Annotated in this window: 12 protein-coding genes and 1 tRNA gene; 8 read left to right on the plus strand and 5 right to left on the minus strand. The window is 50.0% G+C overall.

Features of this window, described 5'->3' with window-relative positions; translation table 11 throughout:
• Positions 1–18: 18 nt before the first annotated feature.
• Positions 19–1,155, plus strand: a complete 1,137-nt coding sequence (locus tag BUB38_RS08320) for a PDDEXK nuclease domain-containing protein (RefSeq protein WP_073159483.1) — start codon at positions 19–21, stop codon at positions 1,153–1,155.
• Positions 1,133–1,597 (plus strand): hypothetical protein, encoded by a 465-nt coding sequence (locus BUB38_RS08325; RefSeq protein ID WP_073159485.1) that lies wholly within the window; start codon positions 1,133–1,135, stop codon positions 1,595–1,597. Before BUB38_RS08320 ends, BUB38_RS08325 begins: the two co-directional genes overlap by 23 nt.
• A gap of 37 nt (positions 1,598–1,634) precedes the next feature.
• Here BUB38_RS08325 and BUB38_RS08330 read toward each other — a convergent pair.
• A tRNA-Gly gene (locus tag BUB38_RS08330) sits at positions 1,635–1,707 on the minus strand.
• A gap of 58 nt (positions 1,708–1,765) precedes the next feature.
• On the opposite strand from BUB38_RS08330, the gene BUB38_RS08335 reads away from it, so the two are divergent.
• The 4 genes from BUB38_RS08335 to BUB38_RS08350 all read left to right on the plus strand — a co-directional run bounded on the left by BUB38_RS08335 (position 1,766) and on the right by BUB38_RS08350 (position 6,307).
• Positions 1,766–2,266, plus strand: a complete 501-nt coding sequence (locus BUB38_RS08335) for a hypothetical protein (protein ID WP_073159486.1) — start codon at positions 1,766–1,768, stop codon at positions 2,264–2,266.
• Between the two features lie 14 nt (positions 2,267–2,280).
• Entirely contained in the window at positions 2,281–2,988 is a 708-nt protein-coding gene (gene sfsA / locus BUB38_RS08340) for a DNA/RNA nuclease SfsA (protein WP_073159488.1), read from the plus strand.
• Positions 2,989–2,998: 10 nt separating this feature from the next.
• Complete coding sequence (locus tag BUB38_RS08345) at positions 2,999–3,436, plus strand: nucleoside deaminase (protein ID WP_073159491.1); 438 nt, start codon at positions 2,999–3,001, stop codon at positions 3,434–3,436.
• A 72-nt stretch (positions 3,437–3,508) separates the two neighbouring features.
• A complete protein-coding gene (locus BUB38_RS08350; RefSeq protein WP_139258341.1) occupies positions 3,509–6,307 on the plus strand; it encodes an ATP-binding protein in 2,799 nt (932 codons plus the stop codon).
• Positions 6,308–6,372: 65 nt separating this feature from the next.
• On the opposite strand, the gene nudC is transcribed toward BUB38_RS08350, so the two are convergent.
• The 4 genes from nudC to BUB38_RS08370 form a co-directional block, all read right to left on the minus strand.
• Positions 6,373–7,188 carry an NAD(+) diphosphatase gene (nudC, locus tag BUB38_RS08355; RefSeq protein WP_073159495.1) on the minus strand — a complete coding sequence of 272 codons (816 nt, stop codon included), beginning with the start codon at positions 7,186–7,188 and terminating at the stop codon, positions 6,373–6,375.
• A gap of 1 nt (position 7,189) precedes the next feature.
• A complete protein-coding gene (locus BUB38_RS08360) occupies positions 7,190–8,263 on the minus strand; it encodes a GGDEF domain-containing protein (RefSeq protein WP_073159497.1) in 1,074 nt (357 codons plus the stop codon).
• 96 nt (positions 8,264–8,359) lie between these two features.
• On the minus strand, positions 8,360–10,258 hold the full coding sequence (gene speA, locus BUB38_RS08365; RefSeq protein ID WP_073159499.1) for a biosynthetic arginine decarboxylase: 1,899 nt from the start codon (positions 10,256–10,258) through the stop codon (positions 8,360–8,362).
• Between the two features lie 164 nt (positions 10,259–10,422).
• On the minus strand, positions 10,423–11,697 hold the full coding sequence (locus BUB38_RS08370) for a saccharopine dehydrogenase family protein (protein ID WP_073159501.1): 1,275 nt from the start codon (positions 11,695–11,697) through the stop codon (positions 10,423–10,425).
• Between the two features lie 258 nt (positions 11,698–11,955).
• Here BUB38_RS08370 and BUB38_RS08375 point away from each other — a divergent pair, with 258 nt between their 5' ends.
• Positions 11,956–13,254, plus strand: a complete 1,299-nt coding sequence (locus BUB38_RS08375; RefSeq protein ID WP_073159503.1) for an ATP-binding protein — start codon at positions 11,956–11,958, stop codon at positions 13,252–13,254.
• A 292-nt stretch (positions 13,255–13,546) separates the two neighbouring features.
• Positions 13,547–14,467: an Rpn family recombination-promoting nuclease/putative transposase gene (locus tag BUB38_RS08380; protein WP_139258342.1), complete on the plus strand. Its 921-nt coding sequence runs from the start codon at positions 13,547–13,549 to the stop codon at positions 14,465–14,467.
• Positions 14,468–14,630 lie beyond the last annotated feature (163 nt).

Below are 14,630 nucleotides of genomic sequence, written 5' to 3' on the forward strand. Positions count from 1 at the left end.
TTATCCAAAGGAGATACTATGCCCAGAGAGAACTCGGCTTTGAAAAAGTCTGACGACAAGTTGTTCGTCAAGGATTTAGGAACCATCGTTTCCACCGCTCGCGACATGAGTTTCCGTGCGGCGAACCTTATGCAGGTGGCGTGCAACTGGCTTATCGGCTGGCGCATTGTGGAGCAGGAGCAGCAGGGAAAGGCCCGCGCGGGTTACGGCAAGCATGTGATTCAGTTGGCGTCGGAGTCGCTGACCGAAAAATTCGGGAAGGGGTATTCGGAAACCGTTATTCGCAATTTCAGAAAATTTTACCTGATGTTTCCGAATTTGCAAGTCCTTCAGATTCTGCCGAACAAATTTGTGGAAGTGGTGGACCAAATTCAGCAACCAATGGTTGCTAAATTGAACGACGAGGGAAGTGCTATACTCCCTCAATTATCGTGGATGCATTATGAAAACTTAATGCGTGTCGCCGACGAAAAGGCTCGTCACTGGTATATGCAGGAAGCAGCCTCAGAGCAGTGGGATTACCGCACTTTGAAACGAAATATCGCCTCGCAGTATTATTATCGTTTGGTGCAGACTCCTAAGAACAAAAAAGCCGTTGTGGTTAGGGAAATGAAATCCCTTACAGCGGATTACCAAAAAGAAAAATCTCAGTTCATTAAAAATCCCATGATCGTGGAATTTCTTGGTTTGAATCAAGATGCTGCATTTACAGAGACAACACTTGAGAATGCCATTTTGAACCATCTGCAAAAATTCCTCATGGAAATGGGCAAGGGCTACGCGCTGGTAAGTCGCCAGCAGCATATTCATACAGAAGAAGACGACTATTATATAGATCTGGTGTTTTATAACTACATGCTCAAGTGCTTTGTGCTTGTAGATCTCAAGACCCGCAAGATTTGTTACGAAGATGTTGGGCAGATGGATATGTACTTGAAACTTTATGACACCCACAAGCGTTCCGAAGGTGACAACCCTACCATTGGCGTTATTCTTTGTTCCGAAACGAACGGGGATGTGGCGAAATTCTCCACATTGGCGACGAATAAAAGAATGTATGCCGCCAAGTACTTGACCTATATGCCGTCTAAAGAGGTCCTTGCCCGCGAAATAGAAATGCAAAAGGATATCTTTGAAAAATCGCAAAGATCCTAAAATAGAACTGATATGCCAAAGACGCCGAAATCTAAAGAATGGAATTCAAAATGTGTTTAACGCATTTTTATTCCCGATGCAGTCATCAAAGAAAACAACTGACTTTATCAAGGCTTTTGGAACGGTGGATATGAAACCCCTTATGGAATGGGGCTTGAATCGTTTGCCGCCTATTCATTTAGCTTATGTGAATCCAGATGAATTGTGGAAATCTTACGTAGGTGGTAGAAATCGTAAGACTGAATTAGAACTATGTGTGGCTGAAATTCAGAAGTCAAAAGACTATAGCTGTGATGCCATAATTCCTAGTTTGTTGCAGGTTGCTGAAGTTAGGACCGGTTACTCCGCACAGCAATTAACCATGGTCGGTTATTTGAAACCTGATTATGTGGAGTTTTTGCATCGCGGCTATTCTAAAATGATATTCTACAACCATAAATAAAAAAAGACCAGGAAAAATCCTGGTCCTTTTGATTTAGAGCGGAAAAAGGGTCTCGAACCCTCGACATCGACCTTGGGAAGGTCGCGCTCTACCAACTGAGCTACTTCCGCGTTGTTTTGTAATGTAGTAATTTTCTATCATTGTGTCATCTCGTATTGGGGATTATTTATGTCAAATCGTATTGTTGTCGGCTTTTTTGCGGGTGTTTTGTTCGTTGTGGGTTCTGCTTTCGCAGAAAAGTCCATGTGGGACAAGTTTAAGGATTTCTTTAGCCCTACGGAGTCTTTTGACTGCCAGGGGCCCATTTGCGACGAGATTCATGGTCTGGAGTCCAAGATCAGCAAGGTGGAGGGGAAGTATTCCCGCGAACGCCGTCCGGCGAACAAGGAACGGTACAAGAAGGAGCTGGTGGCCCTGAGCGCCTCCCGCGATTCCCTGATTGCGGTGTACAAGAGCCAGCCTGCGGCAAGCCCGAGTTCGTCTGCGGCGATTCCGACGCAGCTTGCGGCAACTCCGAAATCATCGGCGGCAGTTTTGAGTTCTTCTTCTGCGGATCTGGCCTGCAGGGCCGATACGGTCTATGTGCGCGACACGGTGGTGGTCCACGATACCTTGTATGTGGTGGTGACGAACAAGCCTGCGGTACCTGTTGCAGAACCCAACCCTTAGGTTGTATATAAAGTATGCGTTATTCCACCGTCGTCCCCGCCAAATTTATTAGCCGTCCTAACCGGTTTATTGCCCATGTAGAGTTGGGTGGGGTCGATACGGTTGTCCATGTCAAGAACACGGGGCGTTGCAAGGAGCTTCTGGTTCCCGGTTGCACCGTTTATCTTGAGAAGTCGGAGAGTCCGGCCCGCAAGACTCCCTACGACTTGATCGCTGTCGAAAAGGGGGACCTGCTGATCAATATGGATAGCCAGGCGCCCAACAAGGTGGCAGCCGAGTGGATCCGCGCCCACGGAGAGATTTTCCCGGGTATCACCTTGCTCCGGCCGGAATTTACTTATGGCAAGTCCCGTTTCGATTTTTATGTGGAGTTCAGCGGCCGAAAGATGTTCGTGGAGGTGAAGGGCTGCACCCTGGAATCCGGGGGCCACGCCAAGTTCCCCGACGCCCCTACGGAACGGGGGGTAAAGCACTTGACGGAGCTGGCGGATATTCTTCGCCATGGGCATCGTGCCGAAGATGGTACCCCTTACGAATGTGGCATCCTGTTCTTGATTCAGATGAAGGGTTGCCGCAAGTTTTCGCCTAACGTAGAGACTCACCCTCAATTTGGAATAGCCTTGAAGGCCGCCCGGGATGCCGGCGTCAAGATTTTTGTGTATGATTGTAAGGTAACGCCGGATACTCTCGTACACGACGCTCCTGTGCCACTGGAAATCTAGGAGGTTCACCATGAATCCGTTTATGAAAATCGCCATCGACGAGGCCCGCGTGGGTATCGAGCATAAGCATGGCGGCCCTTTCGGGGCAGTTGTTGTCAAGGATGGCAAGGTGGTGGGTGCCGGCCACAATCAGGTGCTCAAGAATGCCGACCCTACTTGCCATGGCGAGATGATGGCCATTCGCGACGCCTGCAAGAACCTGGGGACTTTCGACCTGACGGGTTGCGAGATTTATACCACGGGGTACCCTTGCCCTATGTGCATGGGGGCCATTCAGTGGTCTAACATGACCAAGTGCTATTATGCCTGCAACCTGGAAGATACCGAAAAGATCGGGTTCCGCGACGACCAATTCTACAATAATCCCCTGAAGCCCGAGGAGTGCGACCGCGCCGAGGGTCTGGTGCTTTACGAGGAATATGTCAAGAGTACGGATGTCCGTTACTAGGCTAAATTGGGGGCTTTTGTAGGCGGGGCGGTTTGACACCGCCTTTTTTTTTGACTATTGTTTTTTGATGCAATGAAAAAGTATGTTTTCTGTTTGGTTTTGTTGAGTTTCTGCCTTTCTGCGTTTGCAGAGAAGGTGGTGCGCGTGGGGTGTTTCGACTCCCGTTTTTGCCACAGGGATGAATTCGGGCGACTTTCCGGCTATGCGTATGAATTCCAGCGGGATATCGCCACTTACACGGGCTGGCGTTATGAGTATGTAGAGGATAGCTGGCCCAACTTGTTCCAGATGCTCAAGGAGGGCAAGATTGACCTTCTGTCGGATGTGTCCTTTACGGAGGATCGCACCCGCAGCATTCTTTTTTCGTCTTATGCCATGGGTGTAGAAAAGTACCTGCTTTATGCACCCCTGGCGGCGGGGGCCTCCTTTGCCGATGTAAGGAATCTTGAGGGCAAGATTGTGGGGGTCAACAAGGGGAGCGTGCAGGTCGGGATTTTCAAGAAGTGGGAATCCCAGATGGGAATCAAGACAAAGATTGTGGAACTGGTCGATGACGAGTCGGTGCAGGCGGCCATGCTCAATAGCGGCAAGCTGGATGCCATTGTCAGTGGCGATGCCTATGAGACGGTTGAGCAGATGGTACCTCAGACGGAAATTGGTTCATCTGATATTTTCTTTGGCGTCAACAAGAAACGCCCTGACCTTTTAGAAGAACTGAACCGTGCCATGGCGGCGGTGTTCAGGACCAACGGCTATTACACCCAGGATCTTTACAAGAAGTATGTTGACAATCTCAGGAACAACAAGTTCCTGGACGCAAACGAGCTGGAATGGCTCAAGAAGCGTAGGACCATCAAGGTGGGCTACCGCGACAACTACATGGCCTTTTGCGCCAAGGATGAAAAGACGGGGGAGCTTAAGGGGGCGCTCAGCGATTATCTGAAGATGATGTCTTCGGTGTTCAAGAATGCCTCTATAAAGTTCGAACCGGTGGCTTTTGCTTCGACCCAGGCTTCGCTGGATGCCTTGAAGCGCGGCGACGTGGATTGCGTGTTCCCCATCAACCTGGATCCGTACGATTCCGAAAAGGCGGGGGTCCTTTCTACGAAATCTTTGGCCGGTACCGACATGTATGCGATTGTCCACAAGGATAACTACAAGAATTTCTCTGTGGTGAACGAGAATGTGGTGGCGGTTAACAGGGATAATCCCAATTACGAAAGTTTCTTGCAGGTACACTTCCCCAAGTGGAAGCCGGTCATTGTGGCGACTACTGACGATGCCTTGAGGTATGTTTCCCAGAAGAAGGCCACGACGCTTCTGGTCAGCAACTTCCGCATCAAGCATCTTGAGCGCAAGTTGGACGAACTCAACTTGTTCGGGATCGCCACCAGCCATATCATGAAGCTTTCTTTTGCGGTTAGGAACGACGACCTGATCCTCTACTCTATTTTGAACCGCTGCATTTCGCTGATTCCCAGGGAGGAACTGGATGCGGCCCTTACCAGCAGCGCCCTGCAGGATTACAATACTTCGTTCCTCGACGTGATCAAGCAGAACTATCTGACTTTCATGATTGTGGGTGGTTCTGTTCTGTTTGTGATCGTGGTTCTTTTGGTTCGTACTTTCAGGTCTGAGATGAAGTACAAGAAGGCTAACCGTCAGCTGGAAAGTAGTTATGACCATCTGAAGATTGCGTTGGCCGCAGCCCAGGAAGCAAGCCGCGCGAAGACCACCTTCTTGAACAGCATGAGCCATGATATCCGTACGCCCATGAACGGCATTATCGGTATGACGGCCATTGCGACGGCCCACCTGGATGACCCTGAAAAGCTGAAGGATTGCCTCAAGAAGATTTCGGGGGCCAGCGACCACCTGCTTTCGCTGATCAACGACGTGCTGGATGTTTCTCGAATCGAGTCGGGCAGAACCACCTTGAACAGGGAAGAATTCGCCATCGACAAGATGTTCATCGACATTACCAATATGGCCCAGTCCCTGGCTAGCCAGAAGCGTCACAACTTCGTGGTGGACTACAGCGGCCTGCGGAACATGAATGCCGTGGGCGATCCCCTTCGCCTGCGCCAGGTGATTCTGAATATTCTTTCTAATGCAATCAAGTATACACCCGAGGGCGGAACCATCAAGGCCACGCTTTCGGAACTCCCGTCTTCGACGATCGGCTTTGCAGATTACTTGTTTGTCTGTGAAGACAACGGCCTGGGCATGGATCCGAAGTATCTGGAAAAGATTTTCGAACCTTTCTCCCGCGACGAGCTCGACGAAAACAAGAGGGCTATCCAGGGGACCGGCCTGGGGATGTCTATTGCCCGAAGCCTCGCCCGCATGATGGATGGCGATATCAGGGTCGATAGCGTTCTGGGCAAGGGCTCCAGGATTGAAGTTCCCTTCAAGCTGATGGTCGGAAAGGAACAGTCTACCGGCTCTGTCGACGACGTTTCGCTGGATCAGCTCCTGCAGAAGGATTTCTCGGACAAGCGAATTCTTATTGTAGAAGACAACGAACTGAACATGGAAATCGCCAAGGAATTCTTTGCGACAACGAAGATCAACTTCGAGACCGCCTGGAACGGCAAGGAAGCCTTCTCGATGTACGAGGAGCACGACGCGGGATATTACGACATGATCTTCATGGATATCCAGATGCCTATGATGGATGGACATCAGGCCACACGCGCTATCCGTAGTTCCGGAAAGTCTGATGCGACTACGATTCCTATTGTGGCCATGAGTGCCAATGCCTTTACCGAAGATATGGAAACTTCCAAGCGTTCGGGCATGAACGACCATATTGCAAAGCCCATCAACGTGTCCAGGTTGGTGATGCTGATGGAAAAGTACCTACGATAAAACCCCGATTTTCTCGGGGCTTTAGGTTTAAGCTTTTTAGGGCTGCGGCTCTAGGGGTTGTTGCTCTAGGGGTTGTTGCGGAAATCTTCGATGAGGCAACAGCTGATGCTTACGTCTGTCTCGTAAGGGGGGATGTCTTCTCTCTTGACCCACATGGCTTCTGAAAGTTCTTCGGCCTGCATGTGGATGGTATCGTCGCCATCTAGTTCTGCGGTCCAGCCGGCGATCAGCGAATCGCTGAAGGGCCAGGGCTGACTTCCAAAGTACTTCAGGTTCTTGATTTTGACGCCGGCCTCTTCCATGACTTCGCGGTGGGCGGCCTGCTCCAGGGATTCGCCGATTTCTACAAAGCCAGAAATCAGGAACAGTCTGGGGTTGGGATTGTCGATGTTGTGGGCCATCAACAGCTTGTCGCCGTTACGGACCGCAACGATAACCACCGGCGAGATTCGCGGGTAAACCGTGTTGCCGCACTTGGGGCAGATAATGCTGCGTTCCCTGTCGCCGCGGATGGTGACGTTGCCGCACTTGCCGCAGAACTTGTTCAGGGATTCCCAGTGGGCGATGTGGGCTGCCGTGGCGCCACCCATGCGTTCCAGGGGGCTCATGGTTCTAAAGCTGCGGTTGCCCATGAACTCGAAGCCTTCGGGGGCTTCGTAGTCTTCGGCCACCTGCTGCGTAAAGTAGGCGCGACCGTCGATGTTCAGCAGGTAATGTCCCTCGAAATCGGGAATCTCGCTGACGGTGGGAATGGCGTAGCCCGAGGCGGTCTTTTTCAGAAGGCTCTTGCTTCCGTTATAAAGTATGCAGTAATCGTCTGCTTTCGGATCCTGGATCTTAAACTGGTTGTCGAGAACGTGGGGGGCGATTTCGTGGATCATTCTAGTATTTACCGATAATCTGATTGCGTCCGTTAGACTTTGCCGTGTAGAGTCGTTCGTCTACGACGGTCAGTATCTTGTCGTAGTTGGAAAAGTTCGGGTTATAGCAGTCGATAAAGCCGCCGCTGATGTTGATGCTTACGTTGGGCTGGTCTTCGAACTTTATGGCCGATACCCTCTTGCGGAAATCTTCGGCCTTGGCCATGGCGCTGGTGTAGTTGTCTTCGCAAATCAGCAAGATGAATTCTTCGCCGCCGTAGCGCACTGCCATTTCGCCTTCTCTGTTGCAAATGTTCTTGGCCAGCTGGCCGATGCTTTCGAGAACCTGGTCGCCGAACAGGTGGCCGTAAGTGTCGTTGATCTGCTTGAAGTAATCGATGTCGAACATGAGCAGATAATATCCGGCAGGGCTAGAGAGCACCTGGTTGCGGATGCGCTCGATAAAGATGCGTCGGTTGAAAAGTCCGGTAAGGGGGTCGTGGGTCGAAAGGTAATCCAGCTTGGCGATGACTTCGTCTTTCTTCTGGCGTTCCAGGTGGTATGCCTTCAGCAGGTAAGACACCGTGGTAAAAATCAGCAGGGCCATGAAAACGAAGGAGACCACCTGATCCAGGATGGTGTCGAAGGGTTCCAGGGGCGGCGAAAGTTCAGGATTGTACCAGTCGTAGAACAGTATGGACGTGTAGAGAATCAGGGAATAAATGGCCATGATTACACGGGTCCTGAAATTTGAAATCAGCGACGTGATCAGCAGACTGGTAATACAGTAAAAGGGCATGCCGCTGTTCAGGCCGCCGCAGATAAAGAACATGGGCGGCAGAATCAGGGTGTTCAGGGCGAAGCACATGGCCGAATAGCAGGCCTGGTGTTTCTTGGTCATCTGGGCCACGATGGCCAGGATCACGAAGTAGAAGGTGATGAAGGCTGTGTAGATGGCGGCGACTTTACCCAGGTCTTCCATGGCCGTAAAGATGGCTGAAGCGATGGAGGCCATAAAACAAAAAAACAGCACGCCCCAGAAGGTCACGCTTTCGAATGTCTCGTGGATAAAAGTCTTTTTGATGAACTGAAGCATCTACCCAAATATAAAAGTTTGGGACCCGAAAAAAAAGAAAGCCTCGTCACAAGACGGGGCTTCTTATAGTCTAACGTGGAACTATTTAACGGTTCACTATTCCAGGTAGGTGTAGCCGTAAAGGCCGGAACGGTAGATGTTCAGGAATTCCTTGCCTTCCTTCACAGAGATCTTGCCTTCCTTCACGGAACCGGTCACCCAGTTTTCCATGGTCTTCACCAGGGCCTTGTCACTGAAGTTCACGTAGTCCAGCACATCTTCAACAGATTCGCCGTCGATGATCTTGTCGATCTCGTAGCCGCCCTTGTTGTCGCAGACAATGTGGACGGCGTTGGTGTCGCCGAAGAGGTTGTGCATGTCGCCGAGAATTTCCTGGTAGGCACCGACGAGGTAAACGGCGATGTAATAGGGATCGTCCTTCTTCAGCTTATGCAGGGGAAGAGTGCGGGCCACGTCACCACCGCGAACGAACATGCCAATCTTACCATCAGAGTCGCAAGTCACGTCCTGGATGGTGGTTTCGACAGTAGGTTCTTCGTTCAGGCGCTGGATGGGCATCACCGGGAAAATCTGGTCGATAGCCCAGCTGTCGGGCAGGCTCTGGAACAAGCTGAAGTTGCCGAAGTACTTTTCGGCCAGCAGGCGGGGGAGTTCTGCCAGTTCGTAAGGAGCATGGCGCAGTTCGCTTGCGATCTGGTTCACTTCGCGGGCGATGCTCCAGAACAGTCGTTCGCTCATGGCGCGGGTAGGCAAGTCGTAGTCGCCCACCTTGAAGCCGTTCAGAACGTCATCGTTCAGCTGCATGGCGTCGTGCCAGCTTTCCAGCAGGTTCTTGGGAGTAAGACCCTTATAGATGCTGTACAGGTCCTTCAGTGCGTCGGGAGCGTCGTCACCGATTTCATGTTCTTCTTCGTTGAAGAAAGCCTGACCTGCAGTTTCCAGAATGTTGAACACCAGAATGGAGTGGTGTGCTGTAAGGGCGCGGCCAGATTCTGCAATCACGTTGGGGTGAGGCAGCTTTGCTTCCTGGCAGGCTTCGTACAGGGCGTACACCACGTCGTTGGCGTATTCCTGGATGGAGTAGTTCACGGAGCTGGCGTTGGAACTGCGAGTACCATCGTAGTCTACGCCGAGACCGCCACCAACGTCCACGAATTCAAGGCCCATACCCATCTTGCGAATCTGCACGTAGAACTGGGAGACTTCACGCAGGCCGCTCTTGATGTGGCGAATGTTGGTAATCTGGCTACCCAGATGGAAATGGATCAGCTTCAGGCAGTCTTCCATTCCTTCTTCCTTGATGTAGTCCAAGGCTTCCAGGAGTTCAGAACTGTTGAGACCAAACTTGCTGTGGTAACCACCGGATTCTTCCCACTTGCCGCTGCCGGAGCTTGCCAGCTTGATGCGGACACCGATGTTGGGGCGGATGCCGATGCGACGGGACAGTTCCACCACCAGGTGGAGCTCGTTCATCTTTTCGACCACGATAAAGATCTTCTTGCCCATCTTCTGCGCAAGGAGAGCCAGTTCGATAAAGTCTTCGTCCTTGTAACCGTTACAGATAATCAGTGCGTCCGGATTGTCCATGTTGGCAAGCACGGCGTGGAGTTCTGGCTTGGAACCTGCTTCAAGACCGATGTTGTACTTCTTGCCATGACGAACAACTTCTTCCAGCACGGCGCGCTGCTGGTTCACCTTGATGGGGAACATGCCGTAGTAGGTGCCTTCGAAGCCGTATTCCTTGCGGGCGTTGTTGAAGCATTCGTTCAGCTTTTCGATACGGCTGTCCAGAATGTCGGGGAATCGCAGGAGCATGGGAGTAGAAACGTCACGGATAGACAGTTCCTGTACCAGCTCGTAAAGGTCAATTTCGCAGCCCTTGTCCTTCATGGGAGAAACAGTTGCGTGGCCCTTGTCGTTGATGTCAAAATAGTTGACGCCCCAACCGCGAACGTTGTACAAATCGCGTGAGTCGTCGATACGCCATTTCTTCATGATCAAAATCCTTTGGATTTTGAGGTTTGAGGTTTGAGGTCGTTCGCTTCGCTCTCTTTGAGGTCGGGAGCTTCGCTCCCTTTCAGCTAGATAATCGCGCCTTTGGCGCCTAATTATACCTCATACCTGAGAGCGGGCGTCGCCCGCGTCCTCATACCTCATACCTAATCAACGAGAACCGGGTTGAAGTCTTCCTGCCAGGGGAGGCCGTACTTGTTCAGTGCGTCCATGTACGGATCCGGGTCGAACTCTTCCACGGTATGTACGCCCGGGGTGGTCCACTTGCCGGTAAGCATCATCAGGGCGCCGCACATAGCCGGAACGCCGGTGGTGTAGGCAATAGCCTGGCTGCCCAGTTCCTTGTAGCATTCCTGATGGTCGCAAACGTTGAACAGGTAGTAAGTCTTGGGCTTGCCGTCCTTGGTGCCCTTGAAGATACAGCCGATGTTGGTCTTACCGACGGTGCGAGGACCGAGGGATGCCGGATCCGGAAGGAGAGCCTTCAGGAACTGGATAGGAACAATTTCCTGACCGTTGAACATGATGGGGTCGGTGCGCAGCATGCCCACGTCTTCGAGACAGCGCATGTGGTCCAGATAGCTCTGGCCGAAAGTCATGAAGAAGCGGATGCGCTTCACGCCCGGAATGTTCTTGGCGAGGGATTCAATTTCTTCGTGGTGCAAAAGGTACATGTCCTTCTGGCCCACTTCCTTAAAGTTGTATTCGCGCTTGATGCTCATGGCCGGGATTTCTACCCAGTGGCCCTTGCCGTTAGCGTCGGTGTCCCAGTAGCTGCCCGGAGCGGAAACTTCGCGGAGGTTGATTTCCGGGTTGAAGTTGGTGGCGAACTTGTAGCCGTGATCACCGCCGTTGCAGTCCAGGATGTCGATCTCTTCGATGGTGTCGAACTGGTGCTTGAGAGCGTAGGCGCAGTATGCCTGGGTAACACCTGGGTCAAAGCCAGAACCCAAGAGGGCGGTGAGACCCTTTTCTTCAAACTTCTTGGCGTATGCCCACTGCCAGCTGTAATCGAAGTAGGCGCTGAAGCCTGCTTCCTTGCAGCGCTTGTCGTAAACCTTGCGCCATTCCGGATCGTCGATGTTTTCCGGTTCGTAGTTGGCGGTGTCCATGTAGTTCACGCCGCATTCGAGGCATGCGTCCATGATGGCAAGATCCTGGTAGGGAAGTGCGATGTTCATGACCAGATCAGGCTTGTATTCCTTGATCAGCTTCACCACGTTCTCGGCCTTGTCGGCGTCGACAGCTGCGGTGGTAATCACCGTCTTGGAGTTCGGACGAATCTGTTCGGCCAGCTTTTCGCAGTTTTCGCGATGGCGGCTTGCAATGCAGATTTCAGAGAAAACTTCGCTGACGGTGCAGCACTTCTTGATAGCGACGGTGGCAACGGCGCCACAACCGATAATCAGAGCTCTTGCCATTTTTTTGTTTTTCCTTTTTGAAAAAATGAACGGTCAGGGGTGGCGACCCCTGAAAGAAAAATAAGTGCTGACAAATATAGAAAGCGGGGGAGGACTCTTTAGAAAAGAGAGTAAAGATGGGGTAAAAAATGCCTGAATTTAGGAAATGAAATTACTTGTTTTAAATTTGGCTTATTTTTTAGGCCAATATTGCTTAAAATTGGCCTGTTTTTTGTGCCAATTTTGCAACGCAATTGAAAATTATGTATATTGCAAGCTATGAAGAATGCAATTGCCGAAATTATGCGTGAATTTTACGAGGAAGGCATTCCCGAAAAAATTCACACCCGTGTTGTTGAATACTACGAAAAGGCGCGTAATGCGACCTCTATTATCGGCATGCGCCGAGTGGGCAAGACCTATGTGGCGTTTCATCGAATACAGGAATTGCTCAGCGATGGAATTCCATTAGAACGGATCGTTTATATCAACTTTGACGATGAACGCTTGCGAGGTGTTTCGGCAAACGACTTGAAACTCATTGGAGAAATTCATGCTGCCATGTACCCCGAGGCTGCAAAGGAAAAATGCTGGTATTTTCTTGACGAGCTCCAGGATGTTGACGGCTGGGAATTGTTTGCCCGTCGGTTGGTGGATTCCAATCGCGTTCAACTTTGCCTGACAGGGTCTTCTGCGAAACTTCTTTCATCAGAAGTCGCCACGCAGTTGCGAGGCCGTTCTCTCGATGTTGAAATATTCCCGCTTTCTTTTGCGGAATATTTGACTTTTAATGGCTTGGTAAAAACTGTGCCTCAAACGCCATTTTCTCCGAGAACGGCGGGCTTGCTGCGAAACGCCATGACCCGTTATCTTGAAGAAGGCGGCTTCCCCGATATTCAAGGCGAGGATTTGCGAATCCGCAACAAGCTGCTTCAGGAATATGTGAATGCCGTAGTTTATCGCGATGTAATTGAGCGCCATGAAATTTCAAGCACTCAGGCTTTGCGCTATACTTTGGATTACATCATCCACAACTACGCCCGCAAAATTTCTACACGAGCCATCTCCGGTGCGCTCCGTGCCATAGGCGCTTCCGACAATCGCGAACGCATTTCTGAATACCTGCAATATTTTGTCAATGCATACTTGATTTATCCGGTTTCTATAAGGACTGATTCTCTGGCTGTTCGCCGCACGAATCCAGACAAGTTCTACATCGTCGATACCGGCCTCATTCGCGCCATGACCCCAAAGAATGATGCGGAACGAGGCTGGCTGCTTGAAAACCTGGTGTTTATGCACCTGCGTCGCGGCAACAATAAAATCGAGTATTACATCAACAAATCTGGCGGCGAAGTTGACTTTTTGGTGACTGACCAAAATTCAAAATCACGGCAGCTAATCCAAGTCGCCTGGAACATGGAAAAATCCGAAACATCGAATCGCGAACTGTCGGCCTTGCGCCTTGCCCGCGATGAAATAAAAGTCAAGGACTGTTTTGTTGTCACTTGGGATTCTGAAGTTGTTCTGGATGACGGAATTAAAGTCGTTCCCGTTTGGAAGTGGTGCTTGGGGTAAGGCTTTGATAAATGATTCCTGGCCCTTGCTTTGTTAAAACAGTTTGTTTAAATTTATGTCATTCTCATCCGGCTTACGAGCCGGTCGTATAATTCTCTGCTTGCTGTTCGCGGCACAGTTTCTTAAACTGCACAAAGCCGCAGGGTACCTGGATAAGCGCTATCTGGACACGTAACGTAGGGCACCAAAAGGAATCCTTAAAACTTTTGCATGTTCTGGTTTTGCCGCATTTGGCAAAGCCTTGTTTTACCACATAAAATTTAACGCGCTCTTTTTGGACGCAGAGGAAATAATGAATATTTCATTGTTACATGATCCCTTCTGTAGGGATGTTTTATCTGACGTATCTACATTTCTTGAATTTGTGGAATACTTGACTACTCGTGATGAAGAACTGAAGTCTGTTGTTGATTTGCTGGATAAAAATTCATTTGTTCGAATTCCGGGAGACTACAGTGATACAAAAACCACCGGCTATGCGGACTTGGCGTTCCTTGCTAAGGTAAGAAAACACCTGCTAAAAAGTGAACAGGTACCGGTGCAAGTCTGCGTCGGTTTCTTGATGGAACACAAATCCTGGATGGATGATGGTGTCGTTGAACAACTTTGCCGCTATCATTATCATTTGATGGTCGAAAAAATGAAGGATAATGCCTACAAGGGAATTCCATCTGTCGCCATTATCCTGTATAATGGAAAAGTATCCTGGAATCCCATAGAAGAATTGCTGGCTGGCTATCCCGATGTTTTGCGGGGAATACTGCTCCCGTTCAAGTGTATTTTCTTGGATGTCGCAGATATTCCTGATGAAAATTGTCTGAGCGAATTTAAGCCGAGACTCGGCGCCTTTATCGGGGCTTTGAAGTACGCTAGAGAACCTGATTCGCACAGCGATTTCCTAAAGCAAATCGTAGAACGGGTCAGAACGTCATTAGAAGAAACCGAAGCCCTTGACTTACTTACATCCATGGATGTATATTTACGCTACTGGATATCAAAGAACTTCAAGGAGGCTTTCAATATGGACTTCGTGAGACCGCCATACAAAACGATTCATGATGCTGAAGTAGAGGAAGCCGTTGAAGAAGCTATTGACAGACAAGCTGTTCAGACGGCTCTTAAAATGTTGTTTGATAATAAACCTATGGATGAAATCGTTCGCTATTCGGGTTTGTCCGAAGAACGAGTCCGTTCGTTACAGCAAACTAAGTAGCATGCCTTAGAAAACTGAAAATATTGTTGCAAAAAATATCCCGAAGGTTCTATGCGAATCTTCGGGATGTTTTTTGTGGTAAATATTTAAACGAAATACGGATTATGTGCTGATTTTCCGTATTTCGTTTAAAAACGACCGATTTTATGCGTATAGGGGTTTC

It is taken from the genome of Fibrobacter sp. UWH5, assembly GCF_900142505.1.
Classification (GTDB): Bacteria; Fibrobacterota; Fibrobacteria; order Fibrobacterales; family Fibrobacteraceae; genus Fibrobacter.